The organism is Micromonospora sp. NPDC049359 (assembly GCF_044466585.1).
Classification (GTDB): Bacteria; Actinomycetota; Actinomycetes; order Mycobacteriales; family Micromonosporaceae; genus Micromonospora.
The window spans coordinates 208,370-231,585 of record NZ_JBITMW010000010.1; the positions used below are offsets into that span (position 1 = coordinate 208,370).

The window sequence follows — 23,216 nt, forward strand, 5'->3', positions numbered from 1 at the left end:
CAGCCAGTTATGAGCGTCAATAGGCACGAGGTAAGCGGTTTCCTGGCGGGCTGCCGCAGCGCGACGCGGGTACGGATAACCGCACCAGGATCGTTCGGGTCGCCCGGATGTCCGGATCGCCGTCGGCGTCGAGGGTGGAACACATGGACAACGTGGTGGAACTCGACGGCGTGACCCGCACCTACGGCTCGCGCAGACGGCCGCTCGCCGCCCTTCGCGGCATCTCGCTCGTGGTGCCGGCCGGCACGTTCGTGGCGGTGATGGGAGCCACCGGCTCGGGCAAGAGCACCCTGCTGCAGTGCGCGGCGGGGTTGGACCGGCCGACGTCGGGGCGGGTCCGCCTGGTCGGCCGGGACGTCACCCGAATGCGCGAAGGCGCGCTGACCCGGTTGCGTCGCGATCGGGTGGGTTTCGTCTTCCAGTCGTACAACCTGCTGTCGGAGCTGACGGTGCGGCAGAACGTGCTGCTGCCCCGGCGGCTGGGTGGACCGCGTCCGCGCCCACTCGACGAGGTGCTGGCCGAGGTGGGTCTGTCCGGGTTGGCCGGTCGGCCGGTCGGCGAGTTGTCCGGCGGCCAACGCCAACGGGTCGCCATCGCCCGCGCGCTGGCCAGTCGTCCCGCCGTCGTGTTCGCGGACGAGCCGACCGGGGCGCTGGATCCGGCGACCGGTGAGCAGATGCTGCGCTTGCTGCGTGACGGGGTGGACCGGGCCGGGGTGACGGTGGTGATGGTCACCCACGATCCGATGGCGGCGGCCTGGAGCGACCGACTCGTCCTGCTGCGCGACGGCGAGGTGGTGGCGGACGGCCCGACACCCGATGCGGCACACATCGGGGAGCGGCTGCGTGCCACCACGGGTGACCCGGCGGTGGCCCGGTGAGCGCGGGACTGACCCGACAGGCGCTGCGCAAGCAGCCGTGGGCCTTCGCCGGTCCGTTCGTCACGCAGTGCCTGGCCGCCGCGCTGGTGTCCGGAGCGCTGGGCGCCAGCTCCTCGATGTCCGGCGCGCGGTTGGACCCGGCCGCCCGGCAGGTGCTGACCGAGAGCTCGATCCCCGAGATGGCCACGCTGTTCGTGGTGGTGTCCGTGTACCTGACCGCGTTGATCGTCGGACTGACCATGACGTCGTCGATCGCCCGCCAGGCGCGGGACATCGCGCTAGCGCGAGCGGTGGGTGCCACTCCCGGCCGGGTGCGCCGCGCGGTGGCGGCCCAGGCCGCCGTGGTGGCGGTGCCGGCGACCGCGCTCGGCGTACCGCTCGGTGCCCTGCTCGCCCACGCCTGGCTGGCGGGGCTCACCGGACACCAGGCGATCCCGCCCGGTGTGACGTTCCACCCGTCGCCCGCGGCACTGCCCGCGGCGCTGGGCATCACCGTCGGGGCGTCGGTGGTTGGCGCGCTGACCGCCGCGATGCGACCAGCACGGGTACGCCCCGCCGCCGCGCTGACCGAGACGGCCGTCCCGCGGCGTCGGATCAGCCTGCTGCGTACCGCGATCGGGGTGGTCCTCCTGACCGGCGGCGTCGTGCTGTCGATCCTGATCGCGAAGGGTGACCCGGCCAAGGCCGGTGAGTCGAGTCTCTTCACCATGCTGGCGATGTGCGTGGGAGCCGGCTTCCTCGGCCCGGTCCTGCTGCGGTTGGCCGCTCCGCTGACGCGACTGTTCGGGGGTACCGGGGCGCTGGCGGCGGACAACCTCGCGGTGCGCGCCACGGCGCTGTCCGGCGCGCTGGTGCCACTGGTCCTGGCGATCGCGTTCGCCACGGTGAAGGTGGTCACGCACACCACGTCCGCGCACGTGCACGGCGCTCCCGACCCGGCGGCGCAGGTGTGGACGGAGTATTCCGGCACCGCCGTCTACGTCGCCTTCGCCGCCGTCGCCGCGGTGAACACGCTGGTGACCGTACTCCTGTCCCGACGTCGGGAGCTTGCGGTGACCCGGCTGGTCGGCGCGAGCAGGATGCGCGCGCTGGCCGTGGTCGTCTGCGAAGCCCTGCTGGTGACGGTGACCGCCCTGGCGGTCAGTACCGTGGTCGCGATGGTCACCATGGTGCCGATGCTGCACGGCATGCTGGGCACGTGGATGCCCTACCTGCCACCCGGGCAACTGGCCGGCGGCCTGGCCGTGGTGCTCGGCCTGGTGCTGCTGGGCACCGTCGTGCCGGCGCTGGTCGCGATGCGCCGCCCGGCGGTGGAGTCGCTGGCGGTGGACCCGTGAGGTCCGTCGTCGGCGTGGTCCTGCGTGCTCCGACGACCGCCCGTACCTGGCGTGAGGTCGGATACACGGTCACCGGCACCGTGCTGGCCGTGCCGACGTTCGCGATAGCGCTGCTGGGGCTGGTGTTCTCCGCGCTGTCGCTGCTGACGATCGGGCTACCACTGCTGACCGGTGTGCTGCTGCTCGCGCGGCTGACCGTTCGGTACTTCCGGGGGCCGGCCCGGCTGTTCCTCGGCTGGAGCTGGCCGAACCCGCCGCCCGTGGGCCGCCGGGGGACGGGCCCGGTGCGCTGGGCACGCGCGGTGTTGACGGACGCCAGCGGCTGGAAGGCCCTCGCGTACTGCTTCGCCCGGCTGCCGCTGATGGCCGCGGGGGCGTACCTCGGCGGGGCCCTTGTCGTCGGAGGTCTGGTGGGCGTGACCTACCCCGTGTGGGTGCACCGCTTTCCGCAAGACCCGCCGTGGGGCGGCTCCTGGGCACTGGCCGCGCAGGGGTTGACCGCGCTGCTGGTGTTCCCGTGGTACTTCCGACTCATCGTGTCGCTGGACCGGTGGCTGGTGCGGGCACTGCTGGAGCCGGGACCCGAGCGGGTCCGGATAGCGGCTCTGGAGGCCAGCCGGGCCGCGCTGCGGGCCGACGCGGCCGCGCTGCTGCGGCGGGTGGAACGGGATCTGCACGACGGTACGCAGGCCCGGCTGGTCGCGCTCGGCGTGGGTCTGTCGCGTATCGAGGGGCGAGCCGGTGAGCCGGAGCTCAAGGCGATGGTGGCCCAGGCCCGGGGCGCGGTGGTGGAGACGCTGACCGAGCTGCGGGACATCGTGCGGGGCATCCACCCGCCCGCGCTCGACACCGGCCTGAGCACCGCGATCGAGACCCTGGCCGCGCGCAGCGCGGTGCCCGTCGAGGTACACGTGGACCTGCCTGAGCGCCCGACACCCGACCTGGAATCGGCGCTGTACTTCAGCGCCGCCGAACTCCTCACCAACGTGGCGAAGCACGCCGGGGCCAGCCGGATCCGGCTGGACCTTCGCGCGCAGCATGGCGTCCTGCGCCTGACCGTCAGCGACGATGGGCGCGGTGGGGCGCGATCCGGGGGCAGGGGTACGGGTCTGGCGGGGCTGATCCGACGAGCTGAATCGCTGGACGGCGCGCTCTGGCTGGACAGTCCGCCCGGGGGACCGACGACCATCACCGTGGAGCTGCCGTGCGCGTAGTGATCGCCGAGGACAACCCGTTGCTGCGCGACGGGATCACGTTGCTGCTGACCGATCACGGGATCACCGTCGTTTCGGCGGTGGACAACGGTGACGACCTGCGCGCGGCGGTCGACGAACACCGACCGGACGCGGCGGTGGTCGACGTACGGATGCCACCGACCTTCACCGACGAAGGCCTGCGGGTGGCGTTGGCCATCCGGGCGGGCCATCCGGACACCGGCGTGCTGGTCTTCTCGCAGTGGGTGGAGACCCGGTACGCGCGGCAACTGATCGCCGAGCACCCGGGTCGGGTCGGTTACCTGCTGAAGGACCGGATCGTCAGCACCGAGGACTTCGTCGACGCGCTGCGCCGGGTGGCCGCCGGCGGGACGGCGCTGGATCCGGAGGTGGTGCGCCAGTTGTTGGCGGCGCCGTCGGTGGACGCGGGCGTCGCCCGGCTCAGCGAGCGGGAGCGCGAGGTCCTGGGGATGCTGGCCGAGGGCCGGTCCAACCTCGCCATCTGCGAGTCGCTCCACCTCGCCCCGCGCAGCGTGGAGAAGCACGTGACGGCCATCTTCACCAAACTCGACCTACCCCAGGCGCGAACCGACCACCGGCGAGTTCTCGCCGTACTGCGCTATCTGAACGCGGCACGCTGATCTCTCGTGGCAAGGAGCGGCCCATGCACGTCAGTCTCGCGACGAGCGCCGGTAGGGCCGGCCGGCCGAACGAGGACTTCGTGGGGGCGGTGCCCGGCGCTCTCGTCCTGCTGGACGGCGCCGGCATTCCAGGGGCCGAGGCGTTCTGCGCGCACGGGGTCGCCTGGTACACCCATCGTCTCGGCGGCACGCTGCTCGGCGGTCTGTCGCGGGCCGACGGGCGGGGCCTCGCGGCCATCCTCGCCGACGCCATCGCTGAGACGGCCGCCGCGCATCGCGCCACCTGCGACATCACCGATCCCAGCAGCCCGCAGGCGACCGTTCTGATGGCCCGCGTCCACCGGGGACGGCTGGAGCACCTTCTGCTCGCGGACTCGTACCTCGTGCTCGATGAGGTCGGCGGCGGCGTGCGGGTGGTCACCGACGAGCGCGAGGTGGCCGCCCGGCGGGAATGCTCGGCGCCCCTGGCCGGCATCACACCCGGAACCCCGGAGTACGACCACATCCGCGCCTCCTGCGCCCTGGCACTGCGCGCTCGTCGGAACCGGCCGGGCGGTTACTGGATCGCCAAGGACGATCCGCGGGCGGCCTGGGAGGCGGCGACCGGGAGCGTCGCCCTCGACGAGTTGCACGGCATCGCGGTGCTCAGCAACGGCGCCAGCCGGATCGTCACCCCGTACGGTCTGACCGACTGGCCGGGGGTGCGGGAACTACTTGCCGCCGACGGGCCGTCCGGCGTCATCCGGCGTATCCGTGCGTTCGAGGCGCGGGTGAGCGGCGACCCCGACGCCGTGGTTCCGGACGATGCCACTGTGGCCTCCTGCGGATTGCGATGAGAGCGCGTAAGGCCTTCTCCTGAGCGTGATCTGTCCAATTCTTCGGAACTGTTGTCAGCCCATCTTGTGCGTACCGAAACTGTTGTCGGATCCCTGACTTCGCCCGTTCGTTTGGGGCATTTCGGTGCTGTGGCCCTGGCGGGTGGCACTTCGTTTGTGCTTTATTTTGACCCCTGCCGGGCCTTGCTCGATCTTGTCTGGTGTCTCCACTTGATGGTCGGACGGTTTCTACCATTTCTCGGCGAAGGAGTCTTCCGTGGCGCAGACGGTTCCTGTGCGGGTGGGTGCGGTCGAGGTGCTGGTCGAGGTCGTGCCTGCGGCTGGTTCTCAGCAGACGTCGACACCGGGACGCGTCGATCGGGCGGTGGACTACGCGGCAGGCGCGTTCGAGCGGGCGCAGTCGGCGGTGGAGGAGATCGCCGTGTCGACGGCGCGCACGGTCGGCCGGGTTACGCGCCGGGTCGGTAGCCCGGAGTCGGTCGAGGTCGAGTTCGGGCTGAAGGTGTCGGCCAAGGGTGACGTGATCGTTGCGGGCGCCGCGGGTGAGGCATCGCTGAAGGTGAAGATCACCTATCGCGCGAGTGCCGACCCTGTGCATCGCGGGCCGGGCGAAGCGGCCCCGGACGACGCGGACACCGAAACTGAGGCGCCGCAGGACGGCGCATAATGACGGCGCGGGTGGCCGGCTACGACTTTCTCGGCTGGGTTGCTGCTGATGGCGCGTCGCCTGCCGGCACCTGTTTCCAGGTCGAGGGGGGTGTGCTGGTCACAGCCCACCACGTTCTCGTGGATATCGGCGCGGCGGCGGTGGGATCCATGGTGCGGGTCGGGCCCGTCGGCGTCGGTGCGGGATGGGACGCGACGGTCGAACGCTTCGACGAGGTGCACGACCTGGCGGTCCTGCGCGCCGAGCGGCCGCTTCCGGGGTCGGCGTCGCACCTCGTTGTCTCGGACGGGGTGCGGGACAACGAGGCGGTGACGACGGCCGGCTACCCGACGGTCGAGGACGACGGGCACGAGTACGAGCTGCTGACCGCGGGAGGCCACTGGCGCGGGCCGGCGCTGCGGGACGGCGTGTTGTGGTCACGTCTACAGGCGGACGCGGTGATGCCCGGCATGAGTGGTGCGCCGGTGCTGCGGGCGTCCGACCGGGCGGTGATCGGCGTGGTTTCCGGCCGCTACAACTCGCAGGACGGCTGGCTGGCCGGTGCCGTGTGGGTGTCGCGGGTGGAAGACCTGTCCGCGCTGCTGGAAGGGGTGGCGTCGGTCGTCGTCGAGGAGACGACGCCGGCCAATGGTCTGCTGGACCTGGTGCTGACGGTGTCGCAGTCAGAGGTGCGCCTGTCGGGGTGTGGCCAGGACGTGACCGCGGAGCATCGTGGTGTCTCAGCTGGCCTGGCCAACGCGTTGCACGACGTACGCCGGGAACGCGCTCGGCTACGTGCGGTGGTACGTGACCTTGCGACCGGTGGCCAGGCCGCCGGCGTGGTGTCGTTGCGGCGCGCCGGCGAGCTGATGGCGGAATCATTTCTGCCGGTCGCGGTGGCGCAGGCGCTTGCCCGGGTGATCCGCCGTGCCCAGCGGGAGCACGTGCCGGTGCGGGTGGGGGTGCAGGCGCCGGACTGGTGGTGGCTGCCGTGGGAGGCATTGCCGGAGCCGGTGACCGGCCGTCCGGTGGTGCTGCACGAGCTGGTGTCGGTGTATCGGAGGGTGGATGCGGCCGGCTCCCGATCGGCGGCGGCGCCGGGGCCGTTGCGGATCGTGGTGGCGATCGCCTCGCCGGAGGCCGGCAGTGGTCCGCTGCTGGATTACGAGCGGGAGTTGGGCAGTGTCCTGGACGCGGTGCACGGTGCGCACCGCAGCCGGGCGGTGGTGCGGATCGTGCCGTTCGCCACGACGGCGGCCATCCGTGCGGTCCTCGCCGAGGACACCACGCATGTGCTGCATCTGTCCGCGCACGGTGCGCCGGGCGTCCTGCACCTGGAGGACGAGCAGGGGCGTCCGCGGTCGGTGGACCCGGAAACCCTGATAGCGGAGGCGATCCCGGAGGGCCGGATGCCGCGGGTGATCTCACTGGCGGCCTGCTACACCGATGTCGACGGCGAGGACGGCGCGGGGTCGTTCGCCGCCAGGCTGGCCCGGCGGGGCGCGGGCGCGGTGATCGCGACGCAGACCTCGGTCACCGACGTGTACGCCACGAGGCTGTTCGCCGCCGTGTACGCCGAGCTGGCGGCATCGGCGCGGCCGGATGTGGTCGCGGCGGTGGCGCAGGCCCGTCGGCGCGTGCAACGAGACCTGGCCACCGGTCCGGACCCGTTGACCCAGGCGGTCGGGGGTATGGACGAGTGGAGCGTGGTCAGCGTGCTGGCCGCCACACCCTCGGTGGCCGTCGCGGACGGCACCGCACCAGCCGAATCTCGCGCGGAGATCGTGCCGGACCTGGGCGGCCTCCTCGCCCGGCCCGTCGGGCAGTTCGTCGGTCGCCGACCCGCCCAGCGCGTTCTGCCCGGCCTCCTCAGTGACGGCACCGGTACGGCGGTGCTGCTGCACGGCATCGGTGGGGTCGGGAAGACCACCCTGGCCGCCGAGGTGGTGCGCCGCCTGCTTGACACCTCGCCGGACTGGCGTCTGGTCACCGTGACCGGGCCGGTCACCGTCGACGGGCTGTTGACCGCGCTCGCCGACGCGGCTCGCCGGGAACTGGTGCTGCGGACACAGTTCAGCGGCCCGCCGATGGTCGCGGTGCAGACGGCCGGTCGGGTCGACCTGCCCTGGTCGGACCGGTTCGCGCTGCTGCGCGACCAGGTTCTGGCCGGGGTCAGGATCCTGGTGGTGTTGGACAACTTCGAGGACAACCTGATCCGTGACGGCGGCATCGACGGCGGCTGGTCAGTCGGGGATTCCGGGCTGGCGGGACTGCTGGCCGCATGGCTGACCAGCCCCGGCCGGAGCCGGCTGCTGATCACCAGCCGTTACCGGTTCGGGCTACCCGTTCCGGCCGCCGAACGGCTGCATCCCTACCAGGTGCCGCCGTTGAGCCTGGCCGAGACCCGAAAGCTGCTGTGGTCGCTTCCCCGACTGGACCGGCACGCCGCCGATATCGACGCGGTGCAGCGCATCTGGCAGACCGTCGGTGGGCATCCTCGGGCCTTGGAGTACCTCGACGCGCTGCTGCCCGGCAATGGCGGCGACCCGGCCGGACGGGGCCGCTTCGCCGACATCACCCGACGCCTCCACCACGCCGTCGAAACACGGCTCGGTACTGCCGGCACGGCCGCGTGGCTGGCCCAACAGCGCACTTTGGACGCAGCGCTGGCTGACACGGTCACGCTGGCCGCCGACGATGTCCTGCTGACCGAGCACCTGACCCGCCTCGGCGCCATCGAGGGCGCGGTCCGGCTGCTGGCCGGGATCAGCGTCTACCGCGAACCCGTCGACGTCAACGGGCTGCTCTTCCAGGTCGGCGTCGCGAAGCCGGATGCCGAACAGCAGCCCGGCGACATGGCGGAGGCGGCCGCGGAGATCACGGACCTGCTGTCGCGTTATGCACTCGATCTCAACGGGCTGGCGGAGGCAATCGGGCAGGACAGCCCGCTGACCCCGGTAGACACCGAACGTCTCGTCCGGCTTCTTGAGCAGGCACGCCGACCGCCTCAGCCCCCGTTCACCGCACCACCGGGGATGGCCGGGCTGGCCCAGAAACTCGCCACTACCAGTCTGATAGCGATCGTCGATGACGGCCGGATCGTGATGCACCGCTGGACCGCCGCCGAGCTGCATCGCCACTGGAACAGCGACCAAGGTCCGCACCACCGCCCCGGGCTGGTCACCGCCGCCCACCGGGCCGCCGCGACATACTGGCAGTGGCGCGTGGGGAGATGGCCGCAAGATCGGCTCGACGACCTCCACGATCTCGGCGAGAGCCGGCACCACCTGCTGGCCGCCGGCGATCTGGAAACCGCCGGCACCATCACCGAGCACATCTGCAGCCAACTCGACGAGTGGGGGGCCTGGGACCGAGAGGCCAGCCTCATCCACGACACCCTGCGCTGGCTTCCTGAAAATTCACCCCGTCGGCCGGCCTGGTACCAGCAGCTCGGCATCCTCGCCCAGCTTCGCGGCGACTATGCCGAGGCGGAGCGTCGTTACCAGCAGTCCCTGGCCATTGAGGAGGCGCTGGGGAACCAGGCCGGCATGGCCAGCAGCTATCACCAGATGGGCATCCTCGCTCAGTATCGGGGTGACTATGCCGAGGCGGAGCGTCGTTACCAGCAGTCCCTGGCCATCGAGGAGGAGCTGGGAAACCAGTCCGGCGTGGCCGCCAGCTACGGTCAGCTCGGAACCCTCGCCCAGCTTCGGGGTGACTACGGTGAGGCCGAACGCCGTTACCAGCAGTCTCTGGCGATCAGCGAGGGGCTGGGCAACCGGTCCGGCATGGCTGCCAATTACCACCAGCTGGGTATCCTCGCGCAGGGGCGGGGTGACTACGGCGAGGCGGAGCGTCGTTACCAGCAGTCCCTGGCGATCAAGGAGGAGCTGGGGAATCGGTCTGGCATGGCTACCGGTTACCACCAGCTCGGCATCCTCGCTCAGTATCGGGGTGACTATGCCGAGGCGGAGCGTCGTTACCAGCAGTCCCTGACCATCGAGGAGGAGCTGGGAAACCAGGCCGGCATGGCCGCCAGCTACGGTCAGCTCGGAACCCTCGCCCAGCTTCGGGGTGACTACGAGGAGGCCGAACGCCGTCACCAGCAGTCTCTGGCGATCAACGAAGGGCTGGGCAACCAGTCCGGCATGGCTATCAACTACCACCATCTGGGCATCCTCGCGCAGGAGCGGGGTGACTACGGCGAGGCTGAACACCGTTACCAGCAGTCCCTGGCGATCAAAGAGGAGCTGGGGAATCAGTCTGGTATGGCTGCCAGTTATCACCAGATGGGCGTACTCGCTCAGCTTCGGGGTGACTACCGTGAGGCCGAACGCCGTTACCAGCAGTCTCGGGCGATCAACGAAGGGCTGAGCAACCAGGCCGATATGGCCACCTCAATCAGCCAGCTCGGGACTCTGCGTACCGAAATGGGGGAATTTGGCGAGGCGGTGACCTTCCACTGCCAGGCCCTCGCGATACGGCTCGGGATCGGCGTTCCCCAAGCCGGCTTCAATTTCGCCCGGCTCCGTGAGCTCCGCAGGATGCTCGGCGAGCACGATTTTCGCGGTGCCGTCATCGCTGCCCTCGACGAACAATCGGTGCGGACGCTGATCGCACTACTGGACCAGGCGGAAGGTCCAGAGCAGGAAGACGGCACAGGGCGGTCGGTCGTTGGCGAGGAGTAGGGGCACGCCGTCTTGCCATGCCCCTACGGCAACGGGTTCGGCGTGATCTGATGCCGTGGTGGAGTACGAGTTCGAGGATGCCGTGTGGGAGTGGCGCGGGCCATCGCCGTACCACTTCGTAACGATTCCACCCGAGTGCGTCGACATGGTGCGTCAGGTGGCATCCGCCGTCACCTACGGCTGGGGCATGATCCCGGTCGAGGTCCGGCTTGGGCGAAGCCGGTGGCGCACCTCGCTGTTCCCGAGGGACGGGGGCTACGTCCTTCCGCTGCGGGACTCGGTGCGCAACAAGGAGGGCATTGCCCTCGACGACGTCGTGCACATCCACCTCGCTGTCCGGCCGCGGTAGGGCGGCTCGCCCACCCGCCCTGGTCGGACGCTGAGCCACAGCGTCCGACCAGGAGGGCTGCTAGAGGTACGGGCGCGTGATGAGTTCGATCGCGTGTCCTGCCGGGTCCTTGAAGTAGACCCCTCGGCCGCCGTGCTCGGTGTTCGTTTCACCTGGCCGCTTCATCTGCGGGTCGGCCCAGTACGTGACGCCTCGTTCCTGGATGTACGCCAGGCCACGCGCGAAGAGCTCGTCGTCGACGAGGAACGCGTAGTGCTGCATCTGGATGTCCACCGGCGGCTCGGCGAACTGGAGCAGCACCCCCTCGTCCAGCAGCACATTGACGAACGGCCCCCACGAGGGCGCCTCCGGGAGTCCGAACAGTTCCCGGTAGAAGGCCGCCGACGCGTGCTTGTCCGTCGAGGCGATGATGGTGTGGTTGAACGTGACCGTCACGAGTACCCGTCTTTCGGTCGATCCGAAGACCCGACCGGAAGCACACGGCGTCCAGCAGCCGTACTGAATTGACAGACCCCGTAGGCGAGAACGCCCCGGACCCATGCGGGAGACGCGTACGCGTCGATCTCGGCATGGCGGCTGAAGTAGCCAGAACCTCCGGGGGTAGGCCCATCTGGGGCGCATCAAGAGGCTAACACGATGCCTTCTCACGTGCGTGACCACCACCTACCGCCAAGCGAACGCGAAGCTCGGACGTTTGGCTATCGTCTCCGGCATGGCGATCGATCTCCGGCGTCGTCGGCGCGGCCTTCCTCGCGGACGGCCCGGCCTACGGTGTCGACCTCAGCCTGTTCGGGCAGTTCGCGGGCTCCTGGACGCTGGACTGCACCGAGTACGAACCCGACGGGTCGTCGACCGTCCGTCGTGGCGAGTGGCACTTCGGGTACGCGCTCGGCGGGCGGGCGACCACCGACGTCTGGATCCTGCCGGGCGTCGAACACGGCGTCAGCGTGCGGTTCCCCGACCCGTCGGCGGGTGCCGGGGTGTGGCGTTCGACGTGGGTGGGCCCGGCCCGCCGGCGGACGCACACCTTCCTGGCGTCCCGGGTCGGCGACGAGATCGTGCTCGACGGCGGTGACCTGCGGTGGACCTTCTCCGACATCGGTGCCGACGAGTTCCGCTGGCGCAACGAGGCGCGGCAGCCCGACGGGGAGTGGCGACTCCAGCAGACGTTTCAGGTGTGGAGGTCGTCCTGAACTCGCCAGCACATTCTGGGCCTGAGCTACGCCCCAGCCGTCGCCAACAGCAGCACCTCCGCGCCGACCGGGCGGAACCCGGCCGCCTGGAAGGCGCGCACGCTGCGGGCGTTGCCGGCCGCCTGCTGTGCCCAGAGCGGTTGCCCATCGGGTACGAGATGTCGGGCGGCCGTGGCCAGCGCCCGCCCCAGGCCCCGGTGGCGGCAGTCCTCGTCGACCTCGATCGCCGTCTCCCAGCGGCCCGCCACGCCTCGGCCCAGCACGACCACCCCGCCGTCGGCGGCCCAGACCCGGACGTCGTCACGACGGCGACGAGCCCGGCCCGCGCGGGCGTGACCGGCGTCCGGGACTTCGGTCAGTCGCAGCGGGGGCGGGCCGGTTAGCGGACTCGCGACGGTCAGCAGGTCGATGGTGTCGGTGCGGCGCCCGGTGCGGTCGAGCAGCGCGACGAGGAAACGCGGATTCATCGTGGCCGCCAGGCCGTCGCAGTCGATGGCCGCCAGCGTGTGGCGTACCCATTCGGGGTCTTCGTTGGTGAACACCACGGAGTGCGCGGTGAACGCGATGACGCCGGCGTCGCGGTGGCACGGCTGCGGTACGACGGTGGTCCCGCCGTCGGCCGGCGGGAAGTGCCCGTTCGCTGCCGCTCGCAGGATGTCGGCCAGGGTGCTGCCGGCGATCGTGGTCTCCTCGGTTCGGTGGGAAGCGCCGACGGCCGGCGCGTGACGCGCCGGCCGCCGGGTTGCGCCGATCTCAGCTGCCGGTGCAGGTGGCGGTGGTGCCGCTGCCGTTTCCGGTGCCCTGGAAACCAAAACTGGTGCTCTGGCCTGCGGCGAGTCGTCCATTGTAGCTCTGGTTCGCGACGGTGACGGTTCCGCTGCTACCGGTCGCGACACCGTTCCACAGCGAGGTGATTGAGGCGCCACTCGGCAGGTTGAGGGTGACCCGCCAGCCGCTGAGGGCGGTGCTTCCGGCGGTGACGGTGACGTTGGCGACGAAGCCGCCGTTCCACTGGTCCTGCACGGCGTAGGTCGCGGTGCAGGCGGCGCCCGTCGGCGGCGGCGTGGTCGGTGGCGGCGTGGTCGGCGGGGGAGTCGTGGGCGGCGGCGTGGTCGGCGGCGGAGTCGTGGGCGGGGGAGTCGTGGGCGGCGGCGTGGTCGGCGGCGTGTCGCCGTCCAGCGTCAGGTTCTTCTGCTGGACCGTCCACTGGGTACGGCACAGGCCGCAGTTGGGCCCGACGAAGTTGGCGCCGGCGGTGGTGTCGCCCTTGAGCCGCCACTTGAGGTAGAGCACCGCGACGCGGCCGAACTCGCCGCCGTTGGTCTGGTCGTACGTGCCGCCGTGCCCGACGTTGAGGTTGCCCATGAAGGCGGGCAGCGTGGACGGCAGCTTGCCCCAGTCGTCGATGGCGTTCGGGTAGGCGATGTCGCTGGGCCCGCCGATGATGTAGGCGATCGGCTTGGTCAGTCTCCTGAGCTGGTAGTCGTCGGCGTCGTTGAGCAGGCCGCTGCTGAAGATCCCGGTGGTGGTGACGCGCGGGTCGTTGGAGACGGCGTACGCCTCCAGCCCGCCGCAGGAGAAGCCCGCGACCGCGACCTTCGTCGTGTCGATCTTGTTGAAGTATTTGCTGCCCTGCCGGGAGTTCTCCGCGATGGCCCAGTCGATGGACTGGGTGAGCATCTGGGAGTTGGTGGAGCCTGAGCCGTTCGGGGCCCCGTTGGCGATGGCGAGGAAGCCGTGCGAGGCGATCTCGCGCAGGAAGTTGCCCTGCGAGAGGCCGTTGGCCGAGCAGCCGCCGTTGCCCCAGACGAAGATGGGCAGGCGCTCGGACGGAAGCGTCTGCGGCCGGAAGATGGTGTGGTTGGTCAGGCTGGCCGAGGTCTCGTAGTCGGCGGGGTAGGGGCCGGAACCGCCCACGGCGGCATCGGCCGGCGTCGCGCCGAGCGTAATGATCATCGAGGCGATCGGCACCACGGCGGCCGCCAACCCCGCGTAGATCTTCGATCTTCTTCTCATGCGCGCCTCCAACGGATGTCACGGTGGGGCTCCCCGCGGCGGCGGTGGCGGCGGTAAGTTCGCGCGGCGAGCGCAGGCCACGGGCCAGGTCGATAGGTACGTGTCGACCACCCGGCGGGGTCCCCACAGGCGATCCGATGGGAGCGGTGTGCAGTTACTATCACTGCCGCAACGAAAAGTGTCAATGTCTGGAGAGGTCTCAACGCCGGCTTCGGCGTGCCGGCCCGATGCCACCCGACCCGGCCGTCGGGAGGTCCTCCGAGGCCTCGAAGTGGGTGATCCACGCGGCGGCGTCCGGCCAGTGCGGTGTCGCCACCTCGACCAGCCGCGCCTGCGCGAGCGCGCCGAGCGCGGAGTGGATCTCCAGGAAGGTGTCCCTGGCCTCCTGGCGGGGCCACGGCTTCGGCAGCAGGTGGTCGGGCAGGTCCGGGTCGATGTCGGCGAACCGCCGCCAGGAGTCCATGGCCGAGGTCCGGGCCACCAGCGCCCGCGCCGCGTCCACCTCGTTGTCACGTACGGCCGCCCGCAGCGGCGCGTACCGCTGGATGAAGCGCGAGTACTCCGACGCGAGAGCGGCCAGGTCGTACGCGCCGGCCGGACCGTGTGGTCCGGACTCCTCGTCGAACCGGACGTGCATCACCGACCACCGGGCGCCCTCGACGTGGTCCAGCAGCTCGCTCAGCGCCCCCTGCGCCGGCGCGGCGTCCGATCCCGGCCGGATCCACACGCTGTCGTACAGGCCCGCGAAACGTAGCGCGCCCAGTGTTCTGCGTACGGCGTGCCGCGACGCCTGCCCGGAAGTCGGGATCGAGAAGGAGGCCAGCACCCAGTCGCCCGTCCAGTGTGGTGGCCGAGCGCCGAACGTCAGGAAGTGCCGCATCCGCACGCGATGCCGGGCGATCGCCTCGGGCGTCAGGTGGTAGACCGGGGGCCGTCGGCTCGCCCTCATCGCGATCAGGCCCCGCTTGACCAGTCGGGACAGGGCGGCACGGGCACTGGACTGGCTGACCCCGAACTCCGCGAGGATCGCGATGACCGCCGCCGACGGCAGGTCGGCGTCCGCCGAGTCGAGATACTCGCCGAGTACCGTCGCCAGCAGGTGCTGCGGGCTGGACCCGGTCTGCGCTCGGGGAGCTCGCACGTCATCACCGTTCACCTGACCAGATTGCCGCACCGGGCGGTGTGCAGCCCGTCAGGTCAGCGCGGCCGCCCTGCGCAGCAGCACCGATCGTTCGCGCTGGTTGGCGCAGAGCCCGGCCGCCGCCTCCAGCTCGGCGCGGGCCTCCGCCCGCCGACCGAGCCGGGCCAGCAACTCGCCGCGTACGGTCGGGACCAGATGTGATCCGGGGAGCCGACCGGCGGTGACCAGCTCGTCCACGATGGCCAGCGCCCGCGCCGGACCGGAGTCCATGGCCACGGCGACGGCCCGGTTGAGTTCGACGACCGGTGACGGCGCGACCCGGCTCAGCGCGTCGTAGAGCCGCACGATCCGGGTCCAGTCGGTCGCCTCCACCGACGGCGCCGACGCGTGGGTGGCGGCGATAGCGGCCTGTAGACCGTAGGGGCCGAGACGACCGGTCGATGCCCTGGCCAGCGCGGCCAGCCCCCGGCCGATCGCGGCGGCGTCCCACCGCCGTCGGTCCTGGTCATCGAGCAGGACCGGCGTGCCGTCCGGGCCGACCCGGGCCGGGAAACGCGCGGCCGTCAGCTCGCACAGCGCGAGCAGACCGTGCACCTCCGCCTCGTCGGGCTGGAGCGCCGCCAGCGCACGGGCCAGTCGGATCGCCTCGTACGCGACGTCCGGGCGCAGCAGGTGGTCGCCCCACGTGGCCGTCGACCCCTCGGTGAAGATCGCGTACAGGACGTGCAGCACGCCGCCCAGCCGTGCCCGGCGCTCGCCGGACGGCGGCAGCTCGAAGGGCACCCCGGCCGCCGCGATGGTCTTCTTGGCGCGGGTGATGCGGGCCTGCACGGTCGGCACGGGCACGAGGAACGCGCGGGCGATCTCCTCGCTGGACAGCCCACCGACCACGCGCAGGGTCAGCGCCACCCGGGCCTCGGGGGAGAGCACCGGGTGGCAGCTGACGAACATCAGGGCGAGGATGTCGTCGTCGATCCGGTCGGGGTCCACCTCCTCGTCCAGCGCCGAGCCGACCGCCGTGTCGGTCGCCAGGAGGGCGTACCGCTCGCGCAGCGCGCTCCGGCGGCGGATCGTGTCGATGGCCCGTCGACGGGCCGTGGCCATCAGCCAGCCGGCCGGATTGGCCGGGGACGCGCGCGGCCACGACACCAGCGCCTCGGCCACCGCCTCCTGGGCGGCGTCCTCGGCCAGCCCGAGATCGCCGGTGAACCGGGTCAGCGCGGCGACGATCCGCGCCGACTCGACCCGCCAGACGGCCTCGACGTCGGCCGTACCCATCAAATCTCGCCGTCGTTCCCGCTGCCCGCCGGGACCTCGTCGGCCTCCGCCACCCGCCGGACCTCGATCTTGGACCCGCGGACCGCCGGGACGCGTGTGGCCCACTCGACGGCCTCCCGCTTCGAGTCGACGTCGAGCAGGAAGTAGCCCTCGAACAGTTCCCTGGTCTCGCCGTACGGGCCGTCCGTGACCATCGGGGCGTCGCCGCCGAAGTCCACCACGACGCCCTGGCCCGGATCGTCCAGTCCTTCGGCCGCGAGGAGGACGCCGGCCTTCAGCATCTCCTCGATGAACTGGCCGGTCGCGGCCATCGCCTCGTCGATCGACGCCATCATGGCCGCGTTCGACTCGTCGGTGCCCCGCATGATCAGCATGTACTTCGCCATTGCCCTCTCCTCCTTCGGCGGGGTCGCCGCTCGCCCCTCGCGCCTCTTCGTCGAACGAGCTGACCGCGCATCGACACCGTCGCAGAGAATTCTCCGACGGGTGCGGCGCGGACTCGCGCCGATGCCGCGAAGCGGGCCGTCACAGGTCGACGCGGACGGCGACCCTGCTCGACCTCGTCGGCGGCGTCCCCGGACGCCACCGCAATGCCGCCGGATGGACGCCCGGACTCCCGCTCGGCTCGACCGCCCTTATGAAACAGGACCCAACGCCCAGGAGGGACGCCAGGTCGGCGCGGGCAGCGGCGTCAGCCCCGCGCAGTGGTCGAGCACCGCGCGTAGCCCCGGGTGCGGGTTCGCGCGGCGCAGGAGGAGCGAGAGCGGGTACGCGAGCGTCGGGCGCGCGATCGGGATGCGGCGCAGGTCGTGCGTCGCCGGCCAGAGGTACCTGTCGCGCGCGCCGACCAGGGTCGCCACGTCGGGGGATTCGGCGAGGACGTCGAGGAGCACCTCGTTGCCGAAGTTCGGCCCGGCGGCGTCGATCCGTAGGTCGAAGGCCTCGGTGAGCTGGTCGTAGAAGTCCGCCCACTCACTGCGTGGCGCGATGCCCGGCACCCAGATCCGGTGCCCCCGAAGCTGGGCCGGCGTCAGCGTGCGCGCGGCGGCGAGCGGGTGCCGTGGGCCGACGAGCAGTTCCAGCGCCGAGTCGAAGGCGTGGACCATCCGCACGTCGCGCGGCAGCGTCGTCGGATCGGTGACGGACCGGAACGAGGCGTCGACGTCGCCCGCCTGGATGGCGGCGACCGCCTCGCGCGGGTCGTTGACCCGCAGTGTCACGACGTCGAGGTCGGTCTGCGGATGGGAGCGCCAGTAGTCGTGCAGGACCACGGCCTGCGCGGAGCGCAGGCCGAGCACGTCGATCCGCAGGGCCCGCGAGCCGGGCCTGATCGCGGCGACCGCGCGGTCCACCCCGGCGACGATGCCCCGGGCGTGCGGGAGGAACGCCTGGCCGTCGAGTGTCAGCTCGACCCCTCGGGGGGTACGCGTGAACAACCGGACCGCCAGGGCGCGTTCGAGCGCCGCGATCCGCTTGGAGATCGCCTGCTGCGTCACCCCCAGCTCGTCGGCCGCGTGCTGCAACTGCCCGAACTCGGCTGCCCGCACGAACGACCGCACCGCCTCGGTATCCACCGGCTCATTATGCCCACCCACAACTGCTGGTTGTGGCTCGCGGGATCCCAGTTGTTTGCTTCCGCGCGGGCGCGAGAGTTGTGCTGCCCCCGGATGTCGGTGGATTCGGGAGGGTCGCATGCGGGGGCGGTTGGGGCGCGATTTCGGTTGGCTGTGGTCGGCGTACGCCGCCAGCACGTATGGCACCTGGCTCGCCTTCGGTGCGTTTCCGCTGATAGCGGTCCGTGTTCTGGACTCTTCGGCGGTCGCCGTGGCGGTGCTGGAGGCGGCCGGTCTCGCGGTCGCGGCGGTGGTGGCCTTTGCCCTCGGGCCATGGGTCGAGCACCGCGCGAAGCGACCGGTGATGACCACGATGGACCTCGTCCGCTTCGTCGCGATGGTCAGCGTCCCGGCCGCGTACGGCCTCGGGCTTCTGTCGTACGGTCAACTGCTGGTTGTGTCGATCATCTCGGGGACTGCGGGCATCGCCTTCTCCGCCGCGTCCGGGGCGTACCTGAAACATCTGGTGCGTGGCGCGGACCTGCTGGCGGCCAACGGGCGGTTCGAGGGCACGGCCTGGGTGGCGACCGCGGCCGGGCCGCCCCTGGGTGGCGCGCTCGCCGGGCTGCTCGGTCCAGTCGTGACCGTCCTGGCCGACGCCGTCAGCTACCTGCTGTCCGCGTTCGCGATCCTGCGTGTGCGGGGCGGCGACGTCGCCACACCTCGTGGCCGCGCGGCGGGGCTGCGGCCCGCCGACCTGCTGCACGGGGGCAGGCTCATCCTCGGCGACGGCGTCCTGCGCGGGCTGTTCCTCAACTCGATCCTGGTCGGCGGCCTCATCATGGCCACCGCGCCGCTGCTGGCCGTGCTCCTGCTGGGCCAGTACCACCTGCCGGCGTGGCAGTACGGCCTCGCCTTCGGCATCCCGGCGCTCGGTGGGCTGCTGGGCGCCCGCCTCTCCGCGCGCCTCGTGAGCCGCCACGGCCGACACCGAGTCATGATCGTCTTTGGCTGGCTGCGTTCGGTCTTCCCACTCGGTCTCGCCCTCGTCCAGCCGGGTGTGCCCGGACTCGTCACCGTGATCGTCGTCGAGGGACTGCTGATCACGTGCATGGGAGTCTTCAATCCGATCTACGCGACCGAACGCCTGCGCCGGGTCCCCGCGGGTCACGCCGCGCGGGTGCTCAGCACGTGGAGTGCCGTCGGCAAGCTCCTGCAGGCTGCCCTGATGGTGGGCTGGGGTCTTCTCGCCACGCTCACCAGCCCGCTCGCCGCGATCACGCTCTCCGGAGTCCTGCTGCTTGCCACCCCGCTGTTGCTGCCCAGCCGGACACCGTCGGTGGCCCCCGAGGCCAGTACGTCCGGGCGCGACGTCCGGGTCGGGTGACCTTCCGCGGACATCCGCTTTATATTCCCGAACGTCGATGTTAACGTTCACTTAACGTCGTCGTCTGCCAGTCGACATGGTCGTCGGCAGTGACCCGGGGATCGGAGAACGCTTATGACCACGTCCGGCAGGGTGCTTGGGCTGCGCACGGTGGCGGTGCTGACGGGGTGCGCCCTCGCCACCGCGGTCCCGGTGGCCGCGTCCGCGTCCGCGTCCGCGACGACCATCACCGTGGCCGCCGACGGCAGCGGCACCTACACGACCGTGCAGGCGGCGATCGACAGTGTCGCGGCGAACAACGGCGTGCCGGTCACCATCACCATCAAACCCGGCACCTACCGGGGCGTGGTCACCATTCCCGCCAACAAGCCCTACCTCACCCTGGTCGGCGCCGGCAGTTCCGCCGCCCAGGTGGTGATCGTCGACGGGCATGCCTCCGGCCAGACCAAGCCCGGTGGCGGTACGTACGGCACGTCCGGCAGCGCCTCGGTCTTCGTCAACGCCAACGACACCACGATCAGGAACCTGACCATGTCGAACGACTTCGACGAGGCCGCCAACACTCTCGACGCCGAGCAGGCCGTCGCTGTCAACACCTCGGGCGACCGGGTGCAGTTCGACAACGTCCGCGTTCTCGGCAACCAGGACACCCTGCTGGTCAACGCGCCCAGTGTCAGCTCGGTCCGGCGTCTCTACGTCCGAAACTCCTACGTGGAGGGTGACGTCGACTTCATCTTCGGGCGGGGCACCATGGTCTTCCAGAACGGCACCGTGCACTCGCTGACGCGGGGCTCGTCGTCGAACAACGGCTACCTCACCGCCGCGGCCACCGACATCAACAACAAGTTCGGCTTCCTGTTCTGGGGAACCACCCTGACCAGCAACGCTCCCGCCAGGACCGTCTACCTGGGCCGGCCCTGGCACCCCAGCGGCGACGTGAACGCCCGCGGTCAGGTCCTCTACCGGGGCGTCACGATGGGCGCGCACATCCGCACCGACCCGTGGACCGACATGTCCGGCTTCTCGTGGCGGAACGCCCGGTTCGCCGAGTACGGCAGCACCGGGCCCGGGGCCGTCATCAACGCCAACCGGCCGCAGATGAGCGCCTCCACCGCCACCCAGTACACACCCACCGCCTACCTGGCGGGTACCGACGGCTGGAACCCGATCCGATGACGACGATCCGTTCCCTGCGTACCGCAGCCCTCATCGCGGTCGCCGCCGGGGTGCTCGCCGCCGGCCTGCCGGTGCTCAGCGCCCAGGCCGCGGCCGGCGACGGCACGCCGGCCGACTCGAACATCAGCTTCGTCGGCCGGTGGAACAGGACGAACGCCTCGGCCTACGTGCCCTACTGGGCCGGCGCGTACCTGCGCGTCGGGTTCACCGGCAGAACGGTGAAGCTCCGGCAGCGCAACACCATCCAACTCTGGGCGAGCATCGACGGTGGGGCGTTCACCTCCTTCACCGGCTCCGGCACGATCAACCTGACGCCGACCGCGCTGGCGGCCGGCAGTCACACGCTGATCGTCAGCTACCGGCAGGTGGCCGGCTCCTACACCGGTGACGCGGTCTTCCAGGGGTTGATCCTCGACTCCGGCGCGCGCACCTTCGCGCCACCGACCCGCCCCAAGCTGGTCGAGTTCGTCGGCGACTCGATCACCGCCGGGGCCACGAGCAGTCAACTCGCCGTGACGGACTACGGCTTCAAGGTCGGTGAGCGGCTCGGCTACGACCACACGCAGATCGCGATCGGTGGCATGTGTCTGGCCGAGACGACCGATGGGTGCTGGGCGCAGGAGACGCGCTACTGGATGTCCTCCGGTGGCCAGGTCGGCACCGACCCGTGGGACTTCTCCCGCTACACCGCCGACGGCGTGGTGATCAACCTGGGGACCAACGACAAGAGCCACGGCGTGAGCGCGGCCGCCTTCCAGACGGCGTACACCACCTTCCTGACAAGGATCCGGGCCAGGTTCCCGAACGCCAAGCTCTTCGCCATGCGGACGTTCATCGGTCGGTACGCGACGGAGACGGAGGCGGCGGTGCGGGCGCGCAACGCCGCGGGCGACGCCAACGTGTTCTACCTGGACACCACCGGCTGGCTGCCGTCGGGGGGCCTGAGCGACTCGGTGCACCCGAACGACGCCGGCCACCAGGCCATCACCGACCGGCTGGCCCCGATCCTCAGCGCACGACTGAACACGACCCCGGCCCCGACGACGCCGCCGCCGACGACGCCCGCGCCGACCACGCCGCCCCCCACGACGCCCGCGCCGACCACGCCGCCGCCGACGACGCCCGCGCCGACGCCTTCCGCGGGCGCGGCCTGCGCGGTCACCTACCGCAAGACCGGTGACTGGGGTACGGGCGCCCAGTTCGACGTGACGCTCAACAACACCTCCACCGTCGGAATCAACGGGTGGACACTGACCTGGTCGCTGCCGGGCAGTCAGCGGATCACGCAGTCCTGGAATGCCACGGTCACCCAGTCCGGCGCCGCGGCCACGGCGGTGAACGTCGCCTGGAACACGGTGATCCCGGCCGCCGGTTCGACCAGCTTCGGATTCATCACCGACAGCCCGCTCGGCGGAGCGACCGGCTTCGCCCTCAACGGCTCCCCGTGCGCCGCCGTCACGTGATGGCGAGCGCCTCCGATCGAGGCAGGAGTAACCCGATGACGGTTCGCCGATCGCGTCTCGTGGTTCTGGCGGCAACGGTCCTGACCGTCGTGGCCGGTGGGCTCGGCATCGCCACCGCCCAGGCCGCCACCCCGGCGTGCGCTGTCGACTACCGGGTCACCAGCCAGTGGACCGGCGGGTTCGGCGCGGATGTCGTCGTCACCAACCTCGGTGACGCGGTGACCAGTTGGAGCCTGGCGTGGAGCTTCGCTCCCGGGCAGGGCGTGACGCAGGCGTGGAACGCCACCCTCACGGTCACCGGCTCGGCGGCCACCGCCACCAACGTGAGCTACAACGGCGCCGTCGGCACCGGCGCGTCGGTCAACTTCGGCTTCACCGGCTCGTGGAGCGGCAGCAACCCGGTGCCGTCGTCGTTCTCGTTCAACGGCACCACCTGTGCCGGTCCACCGGCACCAACACCCACCGCGCCGACGCCGTCGCCCACCGCGCCGTCGCCGACATCGACGCCATCCCCGGCGCCGACACCCTGCACCGGCCCGAGCACGCCGCCGGCCAGCCCCTCCACGTCACCGACGCCCGTGCCGACCAAGGTGTGGATGGCGGGCGACTCCACGATGATGAACGCCAGTTCCTGTCCGATCGGCTGGGGCAGCCAGTTCGCGTCCTACCTCACGTCCAACGTCACCGTGCAGAACAGCGCCGTCGGCGGTCGCAGCATCCAGACCTGGCTGTACGAGGGCAATGTGACCTCCACCAAGAACTCGGCCGGCGAGTGCGCGCTCAGCTCGACCGCCTACAGCGCGCGATGGTCGGCGATGCTGGACAGCGGCAGTGGCTTCAAGGCCGGGGACTACCTGATCATCCAGTTCGGCATCAACGACGGTGACTCGGCCTGCCCGCGACACGTCGGCGCCAACCGCTTCAAGGAACTGCTCGGCGTGATGGCGACGGCCGCCAAGGCCAGAGGGGTGAAGCCGATCTTCGTCACCCCGGTCGCGGCGATCACCTGCAGCGGCAACACCGCCGTCGGCAATCGCGGTTTCGTCACCGAGACGACGGCCGCGGCCGCCGCCAACGGTGTACCGGTCATCGACCTGCACGCCAGGAGCGTGGCGCTCTACAACTCGCTCCGGTTGTGCCCGAACAACGGTGACTACTCGACGGGCGCGGTGGGCGCGTTCTTCTGCAACGACCACACCCACTTCGAGACCGCCGGGGCCAGACAGATCGCCGGCCTGGTCGCCACCGCCCTGCGGGCGCAGAACATCCCACTCGCTGCCTACCTGAGATGACAGCCACCGCTTTGCTGATCGGGCCGGCGCGGTGGCCGGATCACGCCTAGGGCCTGTTTCATAAGAACTGGTCGGCCTGCGGCGGGCCCGGACGACGCCCGGCGGCGTCGAGGTGTTCCTCACGA

The 23,216-nt window shown here is 71.0% G+C and carries 20 protein-coding genes; 13 read left to right on the forward strand and 7 right to left on the reverse strand.

Going from position 1 to position 23,216, the window contains the following annotated elements; genetic code table 11:
* Positions 1–143 precede the first annotated feature (143 nt).
* From ACIBTX_RS23125 to ACIBTX_RS23160, 8 genes are all read left to right on the forward strand, one after another.
* Positions 144–881, forward strand: coding sequence for an ABC transporter ATP-binding protein (locus tag ACIBTX_RS23125; protein ID WP_396832989.1), 738 nt, complete (start codon positions 144–146; stop codon positions 879–881).
* On the forward strand, positions 878–2,218 hold the full coding sequence (locus ACIBTX_RS23130) for an FtsX-like permease family protein (RefSeq protein ID WP_396832990.1): 1,341 nt from the start codon (positions 878–880) through the stop codon (positions 2,216–2,218). Before ACIBTX_RS23125 ends, ACIBTX_RS23130 begins: the two co-directional genes overlap by 4 nt.
* Positions 2,215–3,432, forward strand: coding sequence for a sensor histidine kinase (locus tag ACIBTX_RS23135; protein WP_396832991.1), 1,218 nt, complete (start codon positions 2,215–2,217; stop codon positions 3,430–3,432). The genes ACIBTX_RS23130 and ACIBTX_RS23135 overlap by 4 nt, the downstream gene beginning before the upstream one ends.
* Positions 3,423–4,073, forward strand: coding sequence for a response regulator transcription factor (locus tag ACIBTX_RS23140; RefSeq protein ID WP_357117965.1), 651 nt, complete (start codon positions 3,423–3,425; stop codon positions 4,071–4,073). The genes ACIBTX_RS23135 and ACIBTX_RS23140 overlap by 10 nt, the downstream gene beginning before the upstream one ends.
* Before the next feature lie 23 nt (positions 4,074–4,096).
* Positions 4,097–4,909, forward strand: a complete 813-nt coding sequence (locus ACIBTX_RS23145) for a hypothetical protein (RefSeq protein ID WP_396832992.1) — start codon at positions 4,097–4,099, stop codon at positions 4,907–4,909.
* A gap of 256 nt (positions 4,910–5,165) precedes the next feature.
* Complete coding sequence (locus ACIBTX_RS23150; protein WP_396832993.1) at positions 5,166–5,576, forward strand: CU044_2847 family protein; 411 nt, start codon at positions 5,166–5,168, stop codon at positions 5,574–5,576.
* Positions 5,576–10,243 (forward strand): tetratricopeptide repeat protein, encoded by a 4,668-nt coding sequence (locus tag ACIBTX_RS23155; protein WP_396832994.1) that lies wholly within the window; start codon positions 5,576–5,578, stop codon positions 10,241–10,243. Before ACIBTX_RS23150 ends, ACIBTX_RS23155 begins: the two co-directional genes overlap by 1 nt.
* A gap of 58 nt (positions 10,244–10,301) precedes the next feature.
* The gene (locus ACIBTX_RS23160) at positions 10,302–10,592 is read left to right on the forward strand and encodes a DUF1905 domain-containing protein (RefSeq protein ID WP_357117977.1); all 291 of its coding nucleotides are present in this window, start codon (positions 10,302–10,304) and stop codon (positions 10,590–10,592) included.
* A 60-nt stretch (positions 10,593–10,652) separates the two neighbouring features.
* Here ACIBTX_RS23160 and ACIBTX_RS23165 read toward each other — a convergent pair whose 3' ends face one another.
* Positions 10,653–11,027: a VOC family protein gene (locus ACIBTX_RS23165; protein ID WP_357394608.1), complete on the reverse strand. Its 375-nt coding sequence runs from the start codon at positions 11,025–11,027 to the stop codon at positions 10,653–10,655.
* 512 nt (positions 11,028–11,539) lie between these two features.
* Here ACIBTX_RS23165 and ACIBTX_RS23170 point away from each other — a divergent pair.
* Positions 11,540–11,785, forward strand: coding sequence for a hypothetical protein (locus tag ACIBTX_RS23170; protein ID WP_396832995.1), 246 nt, complete (start codon positions 11,540–11,542; stop codon positions 11,783–11,785).
* A gap of 26 nt (positions 11,786–11,811) precedes the next feature.
* On the opposite strand, the gene ACIBTX_RS23175 is transcribed toward ACIBTX_RS23170, so the two are convergent.
* From ACIBTX_RS23175 to ACIBTX_RS23200, 6 genes are all read right to left on the reverse strand, one after another.
* Positions 11,812–12,465, reverse strand: a complete 654-nt coding sequence (locus ACIBTX_RS23175) for a GNAT family N-acetyltransferase (protein WP_396833031.1) — start codon at positions 12,463–12,465, stop codon at positions 11,812–11,814.
* Between the two features lie 73 nt (positions 12,466–12,538).
* The gene (locus ACIBTX_RS23180) at positions 12,539–13,801 is read right to left on the reverse strand and encodes a cellulose binding domain-containing protein (RefSeq protein ID WP_357117986.1); all 1,263 of its coding nucleotides are present in this window, start codon (positions 13,799–13,801) and stop codon (positions 12,539–12,541) included.
* Between the two features lie 199 nt (positions 13,802–14,000).
* The gene (locus tag ACIBTX_RS23185; protein WP_396832996.1) at positions 14,001–14,942 is read right to left on the reverse strand and encodes a PaaX family transcriptional regulator C-terminal domain-containing protein; all 942 of its coding nucleotides are present in this window, start codon (positions 14,940–14,942) and stop codon (positions 14,001–14,003) included.
* Between the two features lie 51 nt (positions 14,943–14,993).
* Positions 14,994–16,220 carry an RNA polymerase sigma factor gene (locus ACIBTX_RS23190; protein WP_396832997.1) on the reverse strand — a complete coding sequence of 409 codons (1,227 nt, stop codon included), beginning with the start codon at positions 16,218–16,220 and terminating at the stop codon, positions 14,994–14,996.
* Entirely contained in the window at positions 16,220–16,606 is a 387-nt protein-coding gene (locus ACIBTX_RS23195; RefSeq protein WP_396832998.1) for a YciI family protein, read from the reverse strand. Before ACIBTX_RS23195 ends, ACIBTX_RS23190 begins: the two co-directional genes overlap by 1 nt.
* Before the next feature lie 249 nt (positions 16,607–16,855).
* Positions 16,856–17,794: a LysR family transcriptional regulator gene (locus ACIBTX_RS23200; RefSeq protein WP_357169729.1), complete on the reverse strand. Its 939-nt coding sequence runs from the start codon at positions 17,792–17,794 to the stop codon at positions 16,856–16,858.
* Between the two features lie 118 nt (positions 17,795–17,912).
* Here ACIBTX_RS23200 and ACIBTX_RS23205 point away from each other — a divergent pair, with 118 nt between their 5' ends.
* The 4 genes from ACIBTX_RS23205 to ACIBTX_RS23220 all read left to right on the forward strand — a co-directional run bounded on the left by ACIBTX_RS23205 (position 17,913) and on the right by ACIBTX_RS23220 (position 23,091).
* Positions 17,913–19,160, forward strand: a complete 1,248-nt coding sequence (locus tag ACIBTX_RS23205; RefSeq protein ID WP_396832999.1) for an MFS transporter — start codon at positions 17,913–17,915, stop codon at positions 19,158–19,160.
* A gap of 114 nt (positions 19,161–19,274) precedes the next feature.
* The gene (locus tag ACIBTX_RS23210) at positions 19,275–20,336 is read left to right on the forward strand and encodes a pectinesterase family protein (RefSeq protein ID WP_357118007.1); all 1,062 of its coding nucleotides are present in this window, start codon (positions 19,275–19,277) and stop codon (positions 20,334–20,336) included.
* Positions 20,333–21,799 (forward strand): cellulose binding domain-containing protein, encoded by a 1,467-nt coding sequence (locus ACIBTX_RS23215; protein ID WP_363660321.1) that lies wholly within the window; start codon positions 20,333–20,335, stop codon positions 21,797–21,799. Before ACIBTX_RS23210 ends, ACIBTX_RS23215 begins: the two co-directional genes overlap by 4 nt.
* A 35-nt stretch (positions 21,800–21,834) precedes the next feature.
* Positions 21,835–23,091: a cellulose binding domain-containing protein gene (locus ACIBTX_RS23220; protein WP_357394625.1), complete on the forward strand. Its 1,257-nt coding sequence runs from the start codon at positions 21,835–21,837 to the stop codon at positions 23,089–23,091.
* Positions 23,092–23,216 lie beyond the last annotated feature (125 nt).

What these genes read in the sequence shown, in the direction of transcription:
- ACIBTX_RS23125 (WP_396832989.1), top strand. Translation starts at nt 144, where the DNA reads ATGGACAACGTGGTGGAACTCGACGGCGTGACCCGCACCTACGGCTCG.
- ACIBTX_RS23145 (WP_396832992.1), top strand. Translation starts at nt 4,097, where the DNA reads ATGCACGTCAGTCTCGCGACGAGCGCCGGTAGGGCCGGCCGGCCGAAC.
- ACIBTX_RS23155 (WP_396832994.1), top strand. Translation starts at nt 5,576, where the DNA reads ATGACGGCGCGGGTGGCCGGCTACGACTTTCTCGGCTGGGTTGCTGCT.
- ACIBTX_RS23180 (WP_357117986.1), bottom strand. Translation starts at nt 13,801, where the DNA reads ATGAGAAGAAGATCGAAGATCTACGCGGGGTTGGCGGCCGCCGTGGTG.
- ACIBTX_RS23190 (WP_396832997.1), bottom strand. Translation starts at nt 16,220, where the DNA reads ATGGGTACGGCCGACGTCGAGGCCGTCTGGCGGGTCGAGTCGGCGCGG.
- ACIBTX_RS23195 (WP_396832998.1), bottom strand. Translation starts at nt 16,606, where the DNA reads ATGGCGAAGTACATGCTGATCATGCGGGGCACCGACGAGTCGAACGCG.
- ACIBTX_RS23205 (WP_396832999.1), top strand. Translation starts at nt 17,913, where the DNA reads ATGCGGGGGCGGTTGGGGCGCGATTTCGGTTGGCTGTGGTCGGCGTAC.
- ACIBTX_RS23210 (WP_357118007.1), top strand. Translation starts at nt 19,275, where the DNA reads ATGACCACGTCCGGCAGGGTGCTTGGGCTGCGCACGGTGGCGGTGCTG.
- ACIBTX_RS23215 (WP_363660321.1), top strand. Translation starts at nt 20,333, where the DNA reads ATGACGACGATCCGTTCCCTGCGTACCGCAGCCCTCATCGCGGTCGCC.
- ACIBTX_RS23220 (WP_357394625.1), top strand. Translation starts at nt 21,835, where the DNA reads ATGACGGTTCGCCGATCGCGTCTCGTGGTTCTGGCGGCAACGGTCCTG.